At 65.4% G+C, this 13,545-nt stretch carries 12 protein-coding genes; 8 read left to right on the top strand and 4 right to left on the bottom strand.

Annotated features, from left to right (window positions below; translation table 11 throughout):
• From serS to DYI24_RS10285, 5 genes are all read left to right on the top strand, one after another.
• Positions 1–977: serine--tRNA ligase (gene serS, locus DYI24_RS10305; protein ID WP_164572226.1), on the top strand; the 977-nt coding region annotated here is incomplete at its 5' end.
• A gap of 122 nt (positions 978–1,099) precedes the next feature.
• Positions 1,100–1,696, top strand: coding sequence for a CAP domain-containing protein (locus tag DYI24_RS10300; protein ID WP_246701223.1), 597 nt, complete (start codon positions 1,100–1,102; stop codon positions 1,694–1,696).
• Positions 1,697–2,049: 353 nt separating this feature from the next.
• On the top strand, positions 2,050–4,185 hold the full coding sequence (locus DYI24_RS10295) for a TonB-dependent siderophore receptor (RefSeq protein WP_164572224.1): 2,136 nt from the start codon (positions 2,050–2,052) through the stop codon (positions 4,183–4,185).
• A 139-nt stretch (positions 4,186–4,324) separates the two neighbouring features.
• Positions 4,325–5,092 (top strand): 5'/3'-nucleotidase SurE, encoded by a 768-nt coding sequence (gene surE / locus DYI24_RS10290; protein ID WP_107344746.1) that lies wholly within the window; start codon positions 4,325–4,327, stop codon positions 5,090–5,092.
• 215 nt (positions 5,093–5,307) lie between these two features.
• Complete coding sequence (locus DYI24_RS10285; protein WP_164572223.1) at positions 5,308–5,835, top strand: GrpB family protein; 528 nt, start codon at positions 5,308–5,310, stop codon at positions 5,833–5,835.
• Between the two features lie 8 nt (positions 5,836–5,843).
• Here DYI24_RS10285 and DYI24_RS10280 read toward each other — a convergent pair whose 3' ends face one another.
• Positions 5,844–6,218: a response regulator gene (locus tag DYI24_RS10280; RefSeq protein ID WP_011158390.1), complete on the bottom strand. Its 375-nt coding sequence runs from the start codon at positions 6,216–6,218 to the stop codon at positions 5,844–5,846.
• Positions 6,219–6,443: 225 nt separating this feature from the next.
• On the opposite strand from DYI24_RS10280, the gene DYI24_RS10275 reads away from it, so the two are divergent.
• Together DYI24_RS10275 and DYI24_RS10270 are read left to right on the top strand one after the other, a co-directional pair.
• The gene (locus DYI24_RS10275; protein ID WP_164572222.1) at positions 6,444–7,097 is read left to right on the top strand and encodes a protein-L-isoaspartate(D-aspartate) O-methyltransferase; all 654 of its coding nucleotides are present in this window, start codon (positions 6,444–6,446) and stop codon (positions 7,095–7,097) included.
• Positions 7,098–7,217: 120 nt separating this feature from the next.
• A complete protein-coding gene (locus DYI24_RS10270; RefSeq protein ID WP_164572221.1) occupies positions 7,218–8,633 on the top strand; it encodes a LysM peptidoglycan-binding domain-containing M23 family metallopeptidase in 1,416 nt (471 codons plus the stop codon).
• A 101-nt stretch (positions 8,634–8,734) separates the two neighbouring features.
• On the opposite strand, the gene DYI24_RS10265 is transcribed toward DYI24_RS10270, so the two are convergent.
• Positions 8,735–10,318: a bifunctional AfsR/SARP family transcriptional regulator/alpha/beta hydrolase gene (locus DYI24_RS10265; protein ID WP_164572220.1), complete on the bottom strand. Its 1,584-nt coding sequence runs from the start codon at positions 10,316–10,318 to the stop codon at positions 8,735–8,737.
• 147 nt (positions 10,319–10,465) lie between these two features.
• Between DYI24_RS10265 and mddA the strand changes: the two genes are divergently transcribed.
• Entirely contained in the window at positions 10,466–11,278 is an 813-nt protein-coding gene (mddA, locus tag DYI24_RS10260; RefSeq protein ID WP_164572227.1) for a methanethiol S-methyltransferase, read from the top strand.
• 46 nt (positions 11,279–11,324) lie between these two features.
• Here the strand turns inward: mddA and DYI24_RS10255 are convergent, their stop codons facing one another.
• A complete protein-coding gene (locus DYI24_RS10255) occupies positions 11,325–13,025 on the bottom strand; it encodes an outer membrane protein (protein ID WP_164572219.1) in 1,701 nt (566 codons plus the stop codon).
• A gap of 167 nt (positions 13,026–13,192) precedes the next feature.
• Positions 13,193–13,545 (bottom strand): DUF815 domain-containing protein (locus DYI24_RS10250; RefSeq protein ID WP_164572218.1); only part of this gene is annotated, 353 nt, incomplete at its 5' end.

Below are 13,545 nucleotides of genomic sequence, written 5' to 3'. Positions count from 1 at the left end.
TGCCTGAGGGGCCGGAAGGCGCGGATGAGCACGGCAATGTCGAGCATCACCGCTTCGGTGAGAAGCCGATCTACACGTTCACGCCCAAGCCGCATTACGATCTCGGCGAAGCCCTCGGCATGATGGACTTCGAAGCCGCGGCCAAACTCTCCGGCGCGCGCTTCACGGTGCTGAAGAAGGGCCTCGCCCGTCTCGAACGCGCGATCGGCCAGTTCTTCCTCGACGTTCACACCGGCGACCACGGCTACACCGAAGTCAATCCGCCGCTGCTGGTGAAGGACGACGCGATGTTCGGTACCGCGCAGTTGCCGAAGTTTCGCGAGGATCAGTTTGCCGCCGGCGCAATCGGCAGCGGCGGCGAGGGCTACTGGCTCATCCCCACCGCCGAAGTCTCGCTGACGAACCTCGTGCGCGAGTCCATCCTCGACGAGAAAGAGCTGCCGATGCGGCTCACGGCGCTGACGCCGTGCTTCCGCGCGGAAGCGGGCGCGGCGGGGCGTGATACCCGCGGCATGATCCGGCAGCATCAGTTCACCAAGGTCGAGCTGGTGTCGATCACCACCCCGGAGCAGTCCAAGGACGAGCACGAGCGGATGCTGTCCTGCGCCGAGGAAGTGCTGCGCCGGCTCGGACTGCACTACCGAGTCATGACGCTGTGCACCGGCGACATGGGCTTTGCCTCGCAGAAGACCTACGACATCGAAGTCTGGATGCCGGGGCAGGGCGAGGGCGGTGCGTACCGCGAAATCTCCTCGTGCTCGGTGTGCGGCGACTTCCAGGCCCGCCGTATGGACGCGCGCTCGCGCGGCCCGGACGGCAAGCCGCGTTTCGTCCACACGCTGAACGGCTCCGGCACTGCCGTCGGCCGTGCGCTGATCGCGGTGATCGAAAACTATCAGCAGGGAGACGGCTCGATCGCCGTTCCCGACGTGCTGCAGCCTTACATGGGCGGCCTGAAGGTGATCGCGAAGGCGTAAGACTGATGACTCTCTCCGTCATTGCGAGCCAACGGGTCGGCGCAAAGCGTCGCCCAATGAAAGGATCGGCGAAGCAATCCAGCTCCGTGCACCGGGCTCTGGATCGCTTCGCTGCGCTCGCAATGACGTTGATACTTGCGGTGACCTTCTTCGTTTCAGTTTCCGTGCTGCCCGCCTTCGCCGCCGGGCCTGCCGAGATGATCTCCGACTTCCGCGCCAAGAACGGCGAGGGCAAGGTGGTGATGGACGCGACGCTGAATGCGATCGCGCAGCGGCAGGCGGTCGCGATGGCGTCGAAGGACGTCCTCAGCCACGAAGCCGGCGGCTCGTTCACCTCGCGCGTCGCGCCGGCCAAGGTGTCGCGCGCCGCCGAGAACATCGCTTACGGCTATCCGGATTTTCCGAACACGCTGAAGCAGTGGATTAACTCGCCCGGTCATCGCGCCAACCTGCTGCTGAAAGGCGCTTCCAAGGTCGGTGTCGCCAGCGTTCGGTCGAGCGCGAGCGGACGGACCTATTGGGCGATGGTGATTGCCGGCGGCGACGAGAAGCCGAAGCCGAAGGCAAAGCCGCCGGCCAAGTCCTCGGGCAAACAACCGGCGAAATCGGCCGCCGGCGCCAAGGCCGCGGCCGAGCCGCCGGCCACGTGGAGCAAGCAGCTCCCGAAACCTTCCGCCGCACGGGATTGCACAGTGCGGATGCTCGGCCTCTGCCTCTAAAACTGATTGCAAAGCGCGTCGTGCGCGACTTTCCGAACCGTTCGGCAAAACGCCGCATCCGGAAATAATTGGAATAGTTCGAACAGTACGCGGCGCAAGGCGTCCGCGTGCCTGCGATGGCCAATTATCGCGGATTTCCAAGTCATGCGTGTTGACGTCGCTGTCGCGTTTGGACCCATTCAAATTGTTCCAGAGCGGCTCGCCCCCCATAAGCCGTTTCCAGTTGTTACAGCTGGGGACTTGGAATGCCGGGTTGGGAAATATCGCGAAAGGTTGCGCTCGCGAGCTGTAGTTTGTTGATCATCGATGGCTGCTTGAGCCGAGAGGGACATGCTCAGACGAGCCTACCGTCGGTGACGGTCGATGCGCCGAAGGCGGCGCAGGCGCGAACCGTACGCGCTGATCGCCGTTCGACCGCCACGCAGCAGCGCCGCACCACGCAACGCGTGACGCCTGCTCAGCCTCCGGCCGCGATCGTGCCAGCTTCCGCCACTACGCTGTCGAGCGCGACCGGACCGGTCAATGGCTTCGTCGCATCTGGCAGCGCCACCGGCACCAAGACCAATACGCCGCTGATCGAAAGTTCGCAGTCGGTCTCGGTCGTGACCCAGGACCAGATCCGCGACACTGGCGCTCGCACGGTCGGCGAGGCGCTGGCTTATACGGCCGGCGTGCAGACCCAGCCATTCGGCTACGACGCACGCTATGATCAGTTCATGATCCGCGGCTTTTCGTCGACGCAATACGGCAATTACCGCGATGGTCTGCGCCAGGGGAACGGCCTCTACGCGTACTTCCGCAATGAGCCGTACGGCGCCGAACGCATCGAGGTTCTGCGTGGGCCATCGTCGGTGCTGTACGGCGCCAACGACGCCGGAGGGCTGGTGAACTACGTCAGCAAGATGCCGCTGCCGTATCGGCTCAACGAAGCCGGCTTCGACGTCGGCAATTTCAACCGCTATCAGGGGCGGTTCGATTTCAGCGGGCCGGTGCCCGGCCATGACGATCTGCTGTATCGCTTCACCGGCCTGGTGCGCGACAGCGGCACGCAGATCCCCGGCACCTGGGATGACCGCGTCTTCCTCGCACCGAGCGTCACCGCGAAGCTGGGCGAGGATACGACCCTCACCATTCTGTCCGAGTACACGCACAGCAAGGCCTCGATGTGGCCGTATTACATGCCGAACCCGATCACCGGGCAGGCTACCAACATCCGGCTCGGCGATCCCGCGTTCGATGCGCTGAAGATATCGCAGGCATCGGTCGGCTACCGGCTGGAGCATCGCTTCAATCCGGCGCTGACGTTCAGGCAGAACGTGCGCATCGGCCATGCGCGGCTCGACGGCGACATGATCGACGGGCTCGGCCTTTCGGACGACGGACGCACGCTCAACCGCTATGCGTCTAATTTCAAGGAAACCTTGAACACCTTCGCCATCGACAGCCAGATCGAAGCCAAGCTGGCGACCGGGCCGGTCAGGCACACCGTGCTGGCGGGTGTCGATTATTTCCGGCAGGCGACGAATTTCGGCTACTCGGTCGGGGCGGCCCCGCCGTTGGACCTGACCAATCCGGTGATCGGCGTCGGATTTCCGACCTCCGCATTGTCGCTGGTCGCTGCCAATCGGCAGACGCTCGGGCAACTCGGCCTCTATGTGCAGGATCAGCTCGCGCTCGGCGGCTGGCGCCTGACGATCGGCGGCCGGCAGGATTTCTCCGAGCTGTCGCAGTACAACGAACTGTCGAGCACGACCACCGACAGCAAGCCGGATCGCTTCACCGGGCGCGCCGGGCTGCTGTATCTGTTCGACAGCGGCGTCGCGCCTTATGTCAACTACGCGACGTCGTTCCTGCCGCAGGCCGGAACCACGGCGCCGGGGCGGGGTGCATCGCCGTTCGCGCCGACCACCGGCGAGTCGATCGAGGCCGGCATCAAGTATCAGCCGCGCGGCTGGAATAGCTATTTCACCGCCACCTGGTTCAACCTGACCAAGGACAATGTGCTGACGGTCGATCCGGTGTTCGGCGCGATGTATTCGGTGCAGACCGGTCAGATTCGGTCGCGCGGGACGGAATTGGAGGCCGTGCTGTCGCTGGCGGAGGGGCTCAAGGGGATCGCGTCGTACAGCTACACCAGTGCCGAGGTGACGCGCAGCAACGATGCCGATCTCGGCAAGGTGCCGATCGGCGTTCCGACCCAGCAGGCGGCAGTGTTTATGGATTACACTTGGCAGACCGGCGCGCTGGCCGGGTTTGGCCTCGGCGCTGGCGTGCGCTGGATCGATCGGACCTGGGCGGATTCGATCAATACCGTGCGCAATCCGGCGATCACCGCGTTCGATGCCGGCGTGCATTACGATTTCCGCGGCATGCGGCTTGCGGTGAATGCGCGCAATCTCGCCGACGAACGCGTCGGCATCTGCAACGGCGGCAATTGCACCTTCACACAAGGCCGCACAGTGCTCGGCAGCGTCACTGCGCGCTGGTGACGTTTGGCGCGACCTTGGCGAACCCCCGTCTCGGGCGGGCCGGCCGATTCCGGCCGGCTTGGGCGGAATTTGCCTCTCGCGGCTGGGCCGGATATGACGACGGCCTCAAGAAAGACCTTCAGAGAGGCGGCCCAGCGACATGCGGATTCTGTGCACCAACGACGACGGCATTCATGCGCCCGGCCTGCAGACGGTCGAACAGATTGCCCGTGCGATTTCCGACGACGTCTGGGTGGTGGCGCCCGAACTCGACCAGTCCGGGGTGTCGCATTCGCTGTCGCTGAACGATCCGCTGCGTCTGCGCGAAGTCGGTCCGCGGCACTTCGCGGTGCGCGGCACGCCGACCGACTGCGTGATCATGGGCTCGCGCTTCATCCTCAAGGACAAGGCGCCGGATCTGGTACTGTCGGGCGTCAACCGCGGCCGCAACGTCGCCGAGGACGTGGTCTATTCCGGCACCATTGCCGGCGCGCTGGAAGGCACCATTTTGGGCCTGCCGTCGTTCGCGCTGTCGCAGGAATTCACCATCGAGACCCGCAATGCGCCGCTGTGGGAGACCGCGCGGACTCACGCGCCCGACATCATCCGCAAGGTGATGGCCGCGGGCGTGCCGAAGAACACCGTGGTCAACATCAACTTCCCGGCCTGCACGCCCGACAAGGTCAAGGGCGTGGTGGTGACGCGGCAGGGCAAGCGCAATCCCGGATTCCTGCGCATCGACGAGCGCCACGACGGCCGCGGCAATCCGTACTACTGGATCGGCTTCGAGAGGATCAAAGTCGAAGACATGCCGGCCGAAGGCACCGATCTCGCCGCGCTCGCCGCCAACTTCGTCTCGGTGACGCCGCTCAAGCTCGACCGCACCGACGAAACGTTCTCCGCAGCGCTGACCAAGACGCTGGCCTGACATCGCGCGCGTAGGATGGGTTGAGCGCAGCGAAACCCATCAAGCAGGTCGCCCGAGGTCGACGGGTCGCGGCGTTCAGTGGCGCACGGTTGAGAGGTAGCGAGGCGAAGCGGTGAGGAGGAAGCGTGGCCGCGCAGGGCCCCCGTCGCTTGGCGATGGTCGGGACGCGCGGGCATGGCGCTACGCGCTGTCTTTCAATTCTGCGGTCAATGCAAATGCCCATCCCTGATCGGTTCCACATTGCCGCGGATCATGAGTACGCCCGTGCTGCCGCAGAACGTCTGTTTGCTGCTGTTGAGCAGCAGCTTGTCGCCGTTCTGCCCCAGGCCTGTGAGCTCCTGCACATTGGTGCGACGTCAGTTCCGGGATGTCTCACCAAGGGCGACCTCGACATCGTGGTCCGGGTGGAGCGCGAAGACTTCCAGGCCACCGAGGCCGCGCTCGCCGCCCGGTACGCGCGCAATTCAGGCTCGGTGTGGACCAACGAGTTCGCCGCGTTCGAAGACGACGCCAGCACGCCCCATCTCGGCATCCAGCTCACCGTCAAAGGCGGAGAGTTCGACGTTTTTCACCGCTTCGCCGACGCGCTACGCGCCGATCCGGCTCTGGTGAGACGCTACAATGAGCTTAAGCGGGCGTATGACGGGCAACCGATGGACCGTTACAGGGTCGCAAAGGACGCCTTCGTGACGAACGCGCTGCGTGGTGGCTCGGCTGAACCCGGGGGCAAGCGCGCGGAGTGACGCGGCAGCTACGCCGCGCCGCGCAGTGTGGCGTCGAGCGCCTGCTTCAGGGATTCGATCTGGAACGGCTTCTGCAGTGCGGGGCGGTCGCGATAATCTTCCGGCACGCCTTGGGTGCCGTAGCCGGTGGCGAAGATGAAGGGCCGGTTCCGAGCCTTCAGCAGATCTGCGACCGGCGAGATCACCTTGCCGTTCACGTTGACGTCGAGGATCGCGATGTCGAACTCGGTGGCTTCGGCGAGCTGCAGCGCCTCGTTGATTTCGCCGGTCTCCGCGGCCACCGAGAACCCCAACTCCTCGAGCATGTCGACGACCATCATGCGGATCATCGCTTCGTCCTCGACCAGGAAAACGGAGCCGCCGGTCGGACTCGGTGTCGTCATCGGGTGATGTCCTCGAGAAGGTGCTGTCGCGCGCCGGTCGATCGCACCGGCGCTTTCAACGAACACCGTCGCAAATAAGCGACGCGATGGCAATTGCAAGCTCGGCGCGCGCGTGCGTGACGGTCCGCACTTGCAAGGTTTCGTTCCGCACGCCAACACTCTGCTGAGAATCGCGCCAACTGGAACCCAGCCGGGCGAGGCGCACGACCGATCGCGAGACCCGAAATGCCGAGCCCCGCGGCGCCGCCGCCCGAAAAGATGATGTTCCAGCTCAGCCTGCGGCGGCGCGGCATCAGCGATCAGGCGGTGCTGCGGACGATGGAGGCGGTGCCGCGCGACCAGTTCGTCGACCCCAATTATCGCGACGGCGCCTGGCGCGACACCGCACTGCCGATCGCCTGCGGCCAGACCATCAGCCAGCCGTTCGTCGTCGCCTTCATGACCGAGCAGCTCGAGCTGCGGCCGCGCGACCGCGTCCTCGAGATCGGCACCGGCTCCGGCTACCACGCCGCGGTGCTGTCGCGGCTCGTGGCGGACGTGCTCAGCTTCGAGCGCTTCAAGACGCTCGCCGACCGCGCCCGAAAACGACTCGCCGAGATCGGTTGCCGCAATGTCGAGGTGGTGTTCGGGGACGGATTCGACCTGCCGGAGACCGCCGGCACCTTTGACCGAATCCTGGTGACCGCCGCCGTCCCCGAGCTGCCCGAGCGGCTGCTCGAGCGACTCGATCCCGGCGGTGTTCTGATCGCGCCGGTCGGACCACCCAACGGTCGCCAGAAGCTGCTGCGTGTGCGCCGCACGCCGAACGGCGATGAGCACAAAGTGCTGGGCGAGGTCCGTTTCGTGCCCGCGCTCCGCGGCACCGCACGCGAACTCTGAGCGCGCTCGATTTTTCGATTTCTCAGCGTCAACAAGCGGTTTCCTCGCAAGGTTAAACGGTTGTTTACTGGCGCGGTGTTTACTCAATTTACCAATCGTATTGCGTATGAGTGAGTAACCATGTCCCGCGTTGCCGCGTTGCTTTGCTCGCGCCGCGCCCCGCAGATGGCGGTGCTGGCGTTGATGTCTGTCGGTTTCAGTGCGTGCAGCGCCGACATGCAGACACGCTTTCAACAGGCCCCGTTCGGGCCGGTTGAGACCACCGGATCGGTGGCGCCTCCACAACACCGCCTGGAATTGCCGCAATACGCGCGGCCCCAGTATCAGTCCCAGCCGCAATACCAGTCGCAGGCGCTGCCGCCGATCACGGCGCCGTCGTCCTATCCGGTGGCGAACGGGGGCGGGGGCTTCTCCGGCGGCGGTCGCGGTGTTGCGTCCTACGAACCTCCGGCGCGTGCGCCGCTCGATCAGACCGGCACCGTGCAGGCGCCGCGCTCGGTCGCTGCAGCCCGGCCGATGCCTGCCGCTGCTCCCGCCGCCGCGCCGGTGCATGCGCCCGGCACCACGATCATCGTCGGCACCAGCGATACGCTGGAAATCCTGGCGCAGCGCTACAACGTCTCGACCGCCGAGATCGTGCGCGCCAACGGCTACAAGGGGCCGCGCCGGCTGCAGCCGGGTCAGCAGCTGGTGATCCCGAGCCGTACCACGGCGACCGCCCAGGTCGCGGCTCCGATCGCCGCGCCGGTGGCTGCTCCGCCGGCTCCGCGTCCGGTCGCGACCGCTGCGCCGGCTCCGGCCCGTGTGCACTACGTCAACAATGGCGACACGCTGCTGAATATCGCGCGCCGCAACAACATCTCGCTCGGCGAGCTGGCGCGCTACAACAACCTCACCACCACGACCAAGCTGAAGCCGGGCATGAAGATCAACGTGCCGGGCGCTCAGGTCGCGGGTCTTGCGCCGGCACAGCCCCCGATCCAGGCGCCAGCCGCCGCGCCGATGGCGGCAGCGCCGGTGCGGATGGCCAACGTCGCTCCGACTGCGCCGGCCGAGCCGCCGCAGAAGGCCCGGATGGTTGCGCCGACCGAAACGCCTGAAGCCGCTGCCCCCGCTGAAGCTGCGCCGGTGAAGGCGGCCGAAGCGACCGGCGCGCTGCCGAGCTTCCGCTGGCCGGCCCGTGGCCGGGTGATCGCGGCCTACGGCGCCAAGACCAACGGCAAGTCCAACGACGGCATCAACCTGTCGGTGCCGGAAGGCACGCCGGTGAAGGCCGCCGAAGACGGCGTCGTCGCCTACGCCGGCAGCGAGCTGAAGGGCTACGGCAATCTGGTGCTGATCCGCCACTCCAACGGCTACGTCTCGGCTTACGCCCACGCCAGCGAACTGATGGTGAAGCGCGGCGAGACCATCAAGCGCGGTCAGGTGATCGCCAAGTCTGGCCAGAGCGGCGAGGTGTCCTCACCGCAGCTGCACTTCGAAATCCGTAAGGGATCGACTCCGGTCGACCCGCTTAAGTTCCTCAACGGCGCCTGAGCAACGCGGTTGAGCGATACTGGGGAAGAAGAAATGCCCGGCCCGAATGGCCGGGCATTTTTATTTGCCATGCCTGATCTGTGAAGCTGAACTAACAATCTTCAAGGACGAGGCCTCGTCCGCTTCGGATTCACTCGGCGAACGAGGCCGCTGACAAACGGCCTGATGGCGTCGAGCACCGGACGTTGGTCACCCGCGAAGAACCAGTGGTCGTCGCCGTCGAGCTCGACAAATTCGGCACCGGCGATCCGAGCTGCCATGTCGCGTCCCGCCGCGATCCGGACAGCGCGGTCACCGCGGCGGTGTAGCACCAAGGTCGGTACAGTGAGTTGGGGTAGCAGCTCCAGGACGTCGGCATCGCGCAAAGCCGCCAGCACCGCCCAGATGCCGCCGGGACTGGAAGCCGCGCGGAGCAGTCCGGCCCACCACGCTTTGGATTTGGCGTCGTGCGCCAGGCTGGGGCCGAAGGTTTCGATGCCGGCTGCGCTGCCCCATGCGCCGATCAGCTGTCGTCGCCAAATCTCGTACTGCTCCACCGTCAAGGCATATGGGTAGTTCGGGGCGCGGCAGCCTTTGGCAAGCGAGCCGAACAGGATCAGACCGGCGACGAGGCGGGGATGATCGACCGCGAATTTGATGCAGGCCGGTCCGCATTCGGATGCGCCAAACAGCACGACGCGGCGCGCCCCTGCGGCCCGCAGGACGGTGCCGATATCCTCGGCGGTGACGTCGACATTCGGAGCCGAGCCGACCCGGTCGGACAGCCCGACGCCGCGGCGGTCAAAGATAATCAGCCGGCCGAGCGCCATCATCGAAACGAGAAAGGCCCGGCACGACGGATGCTCCCAAACCCGTTCGACATGCGACACGAACCCCGGCATGACCAGAATGTCGAGCTCGCCGCTGCCGAAGGTCTGGTACGCCAAGTGGATGCCGTCGCCTTCGGCATAGCGCGTCGCCGGGACAGTGAGAGCGGCGGGCGTCGCCGCCTCATGCATCAACTCCTCGGTTTCTTTCTCGGGCGTCACCCCAAGTTCATCGCGCAGCCGCCGGGTCAACGCGGCGTAATGGCGTTCCGCAGCCAGGCGGTCACCTGCCAGCAGCAGACTGCGGATCAGATGGCGGCCGTAGATCTCGCTGAGCGGATCTAATTCGACCAGACGCGTCGCGCGAACTGCAGCTGCTGCGTGATCGCCGGCGGCGTTGTTGTCCTGCACCAAGCGCTCCAGTGCGTGCAGGTAGCGTCCGCGCAGCGCCTCGCGGCGGAAGAACGCCCACTCCTCAAACTCGGGACAATCCGGCAATGCGAAGCCGGCGAGAAAATCGCCGTGATAATAGCCGCAGGCTTGCGAGAAATCCCCCCGCTCACAGGCGGCTTCAAACAGCTGCGTGTCGACGCTGAGTTCGACCGAGGGCGACCAACGCAGGCTGGTGCGGTCGGTCTCGAACACCGGCTGGCCGAGCGTTTGCTCGATGCGGTGCAGCAAACGTCGCAGCCGCGCGCGGGCAACGTCGATGGCGCTGTCCGGCCAAAGCAGGGTGGCGACGACGTCGCGGGACACAACTGCGCGCGCTTCTGCGAGATGCACCAGCAGCGCCAGCCCCTTGCGCAGATTGAGCCTGACAGGACCGTCGAAGCTGCGGATCTCGGGAAACCCGAAGGTTTGGAGCTGAAATCCGGTCACGACATCTGTCCCGGTGCGATCCGGCGTGGGCCGAGGGGACGGGCAGGGGACGGTGCGGCGGTAGCAATCGTGCCTGATCGCCGTCGAATGGCGGTCGTTACCGCATCGCCTGCCGCCGCCGGCGGCGGCCCAACCGGAAACGCACTCATGATCAAACGCCTCCTGATCCCGACCTACGGTCTGTTGAGCTATGCCGTGTTCCTTGTCTCGATGATCTACGCGCCCGGCTTTTTCGGCAACACGCTGGTGTCGAAATCGATCGATGTCGGCGGCGTGTCCAGTCCGGGCCAGGCCGTCCTCATCAATCTTCAACTGATCGGTCTCTTCGCGATCCAGCACAGCATCATGGCGCGCCAGCGCTTCAAGCAGTGGTGGGCGAGGCATCTGCCCGCGCCGTGCCAGCGCAGCACCTACGTGCTGCTGACAAGCCTGCTGCTTCTCTTGCTGTTCTGGCAGTGGCGGCCGATTCCGGTCGTGGTCTGGAGCACCAGCGGCATCGCCGCTTGGTTGCTGGTCGTTCTGTATTGGCTGGGCTGGGTGTTGGTTTTGGCGTCGACCCACATGATCGATCACCTCAATCTGTTCGGGCTTCGGCAGAGCTTCTCGGCGCTGCGCGGCACCGAGCCTTTGCGCCCAACGTTCCGGACGCCCATCCTGTACAGGTTGGTACGGCACCCGCTGATGCTCGGCTTCCTGATCGTGTTCTGGGCGACGCCCGAGATGACGGCGGGTCATCTGCTGTTCGCGGTCGTCATCACGATCTACATCCTGGTCGCGCTGCACTTCGAAGAACGCGACCTGATCGCGGAATTCGGCGCGACCTACCAGCAGTATCGCGAGCGCGTTCCGATGCTGCTGCCTGGTGTCCTCCGCCGAACCGCACGACGGCGCCCCGCTGGACAAGGCGGCGCCGTGGGCGATGAGAGCGGGACGGCGGTTTCGCCTCCATCCGGCGGCTGAGCCGCCGGCGAGGTGGTAGATGAACCGCTAGGCGTTCCGACCGGAGTTAGCGATCGAACTTGTAGGATGCCTGGACGAAGGTGCCGTAGCGCTCGACGCGGATCGGCAGCAACTGGGTCGGCACCGGGCTGCCGAAGCCTGCGGTGTCGACGTCGGTCGCCCACATCGCCCAGTAGCGGCCACCGACACCGACGTTGAACCTCGAGGTGATGTCGTAAGTCAGAATGGCTTCGAGCTGGACACCGCGGCCGGTGCCCCAGGCCGGCGAATTCTTATCGGCGACGTCGGTTCTGTTGTGATGGATGTCGAGCGCGGAAATATGTGTGTAGGGCAGGTACGCCGCGTCGACGACCAGCTTGGTCTTCGGCGCGATAGCCAAAGTGCCGTTGGCGCCGATCCGCAGCGAGTGCCAGTCTTCGTACTGGCTGATCGAAATTCCATCCGACGATCCGCAGAATGCTGTCGGAACAGCAAGTGCGATCTGGTGGCAATTGAACGCGTCCTTGCGGTCGCGATAGAAGTTGTAGCCGGCGAACACGCCGAGTTTGCCGAACGTGTCGCTGAACAGATCGATGCCGGCGTCCAGCGTCGCATACCCGATCGTGCCGGTGACCTTGTTGTGATCCGTGTTCGAATACGCCGTCGCGCCTTGCCGATCGGTGGGGAACCAGTCTTCGTCGTTCATCTTGCCGGCCACCAGCCCGCCGCCGCCGGCAAATCCCTTCAGAAACAGCTTTTGCGGACCGTCGATCCGCCAGAACACTTCGCCGGAATGACCGTCGCTCTCGTAGGTGAGGCGCGACACCAGATGCTCCTGGAGCGCGCTGTTGGTGCTCATCGTCAGATCGTTCTGATAGCGGCCGTGGCTGTACCAGTAGCGTGCGCCGACTTCGAATTGCCAGGCCGACCAGCGATCGGCCGCAGGCGCTTTCACCGGCAGCAGCGGCGCCTGATCGAATCCGCCGTCGCCGCGGCCGAAGTAATAGTTCAGCCCGAGCTTGATCAGGTGCATGTCTTGATGCACCTGCGTGGGTGCGCCGGCGGTGTCGACCAGGGTATTGGGGTTGAACGGTGTCTGCAGAAAGCCGCCGCCGGGCGTGTCGATTCCGCGGTGACCGAAATTGGCGTAGTCGTATTCGGCGCGCAACGCCCAGCGCGACGACAGCGCGTACTCGATCCCGGCGCCGACGGTCCAGCCCCACCGCGTGGTGTCGAGCTCCGCAGCCGGCTGATTGAGATAGTCGGAGGCGTTGGTCGTCATCCGGAAGTTGCCGACCAGAACCGCGCCGCCGCCTTTGACGTACATCAGCGAGCGCCCGTCGGGACCGAAACTGTGGCCGAGCCGGCCGGTGAGGGTGCCCAGCATGTGCTCGCGCACGCGGCAGTTAGCCGAGACGAATTGGCCGGAATACGCAAGGCAGGTGTCGGTGCCGTCGGCGTCGATCGCCGACGCATCCACTTCGACACCAAATACCCAGGGCGAGCCGGGAGCCTGCCAGTTGTAGCCGGCCTGCAAACCGGCCAGGGCTTTGGGGGCGCGCACGGTGTCGCCGTAGATCGACGGTCCAAACGGATTGTCGACCTTCGCGGTTCCAAATCCCGCGCCGAGATGGCCGCCGAGATAGAAGCCGGTCCAGCTCCAGGCCGGAATGGCTTTGACGGCCGGAGGCCGCGACAGATCGGCAGCTTGCGCAGCGCCGCAGGATGCGGCGAGCACGGCGGAAACACAGATGATGGATGTGCGCACGGCCTTTGCCCCCAAGGTCGCATGGTCGACGCGGCAACACGACCGCCAGCGTGGCGGCGCGTGTCCGCGAATCGAGACTGCAGTTTAGGGACGAGATGTTCGGTTTGCGAACTCGGTAAGCTCCGAGTCCGGTTCGACTGTTGATCGAACCGAACTCGTGAAGGCAGTTACTTGGTTCCGAGTCGCACCTTGAGACGGCCGGCGAGATCCTGCACGAACTGCCAGGCGACGCGGCCGGATCGGGAGCCGCGCGTCGTCGACCATTCCAGCGCTTCGCGCTCGAGCTGCTCGTCGTCGATCGCGATGTCGTAGTGCGCGCAGTAGCCGCGCACCATCGCCAGGAATTCATCCTGGCTGCATTTGTGGAAGCCGAGCCAGAGGCCGAACCGGTCGGACAGCGACACCTTTTCCTCGACCGCTTCGCCCGGATTGATCGCGGTCGAGCGCTCGTTCTCCATCATGTCGCGCGGCAGCAGATGCCGCCGGTTCGAGGTCGCGTACAGAATGACGTTGTCGGGAC

This window comes from Rhodopseudomonas sp. BR0C11 (assembly GCF_010820945.1).
GTDB lineage: Bacteria > Pseudomonadota > Alphaproteobacteria > Rhizobiales > Xanthobacteraceae > Rhodopseudomonas > Rhodopseudomonas palustris_H.
Note: the sequence above shows the minus strand (reverse complement) of the source record. Positions and strands in the feature narration are given on the sequence as shown.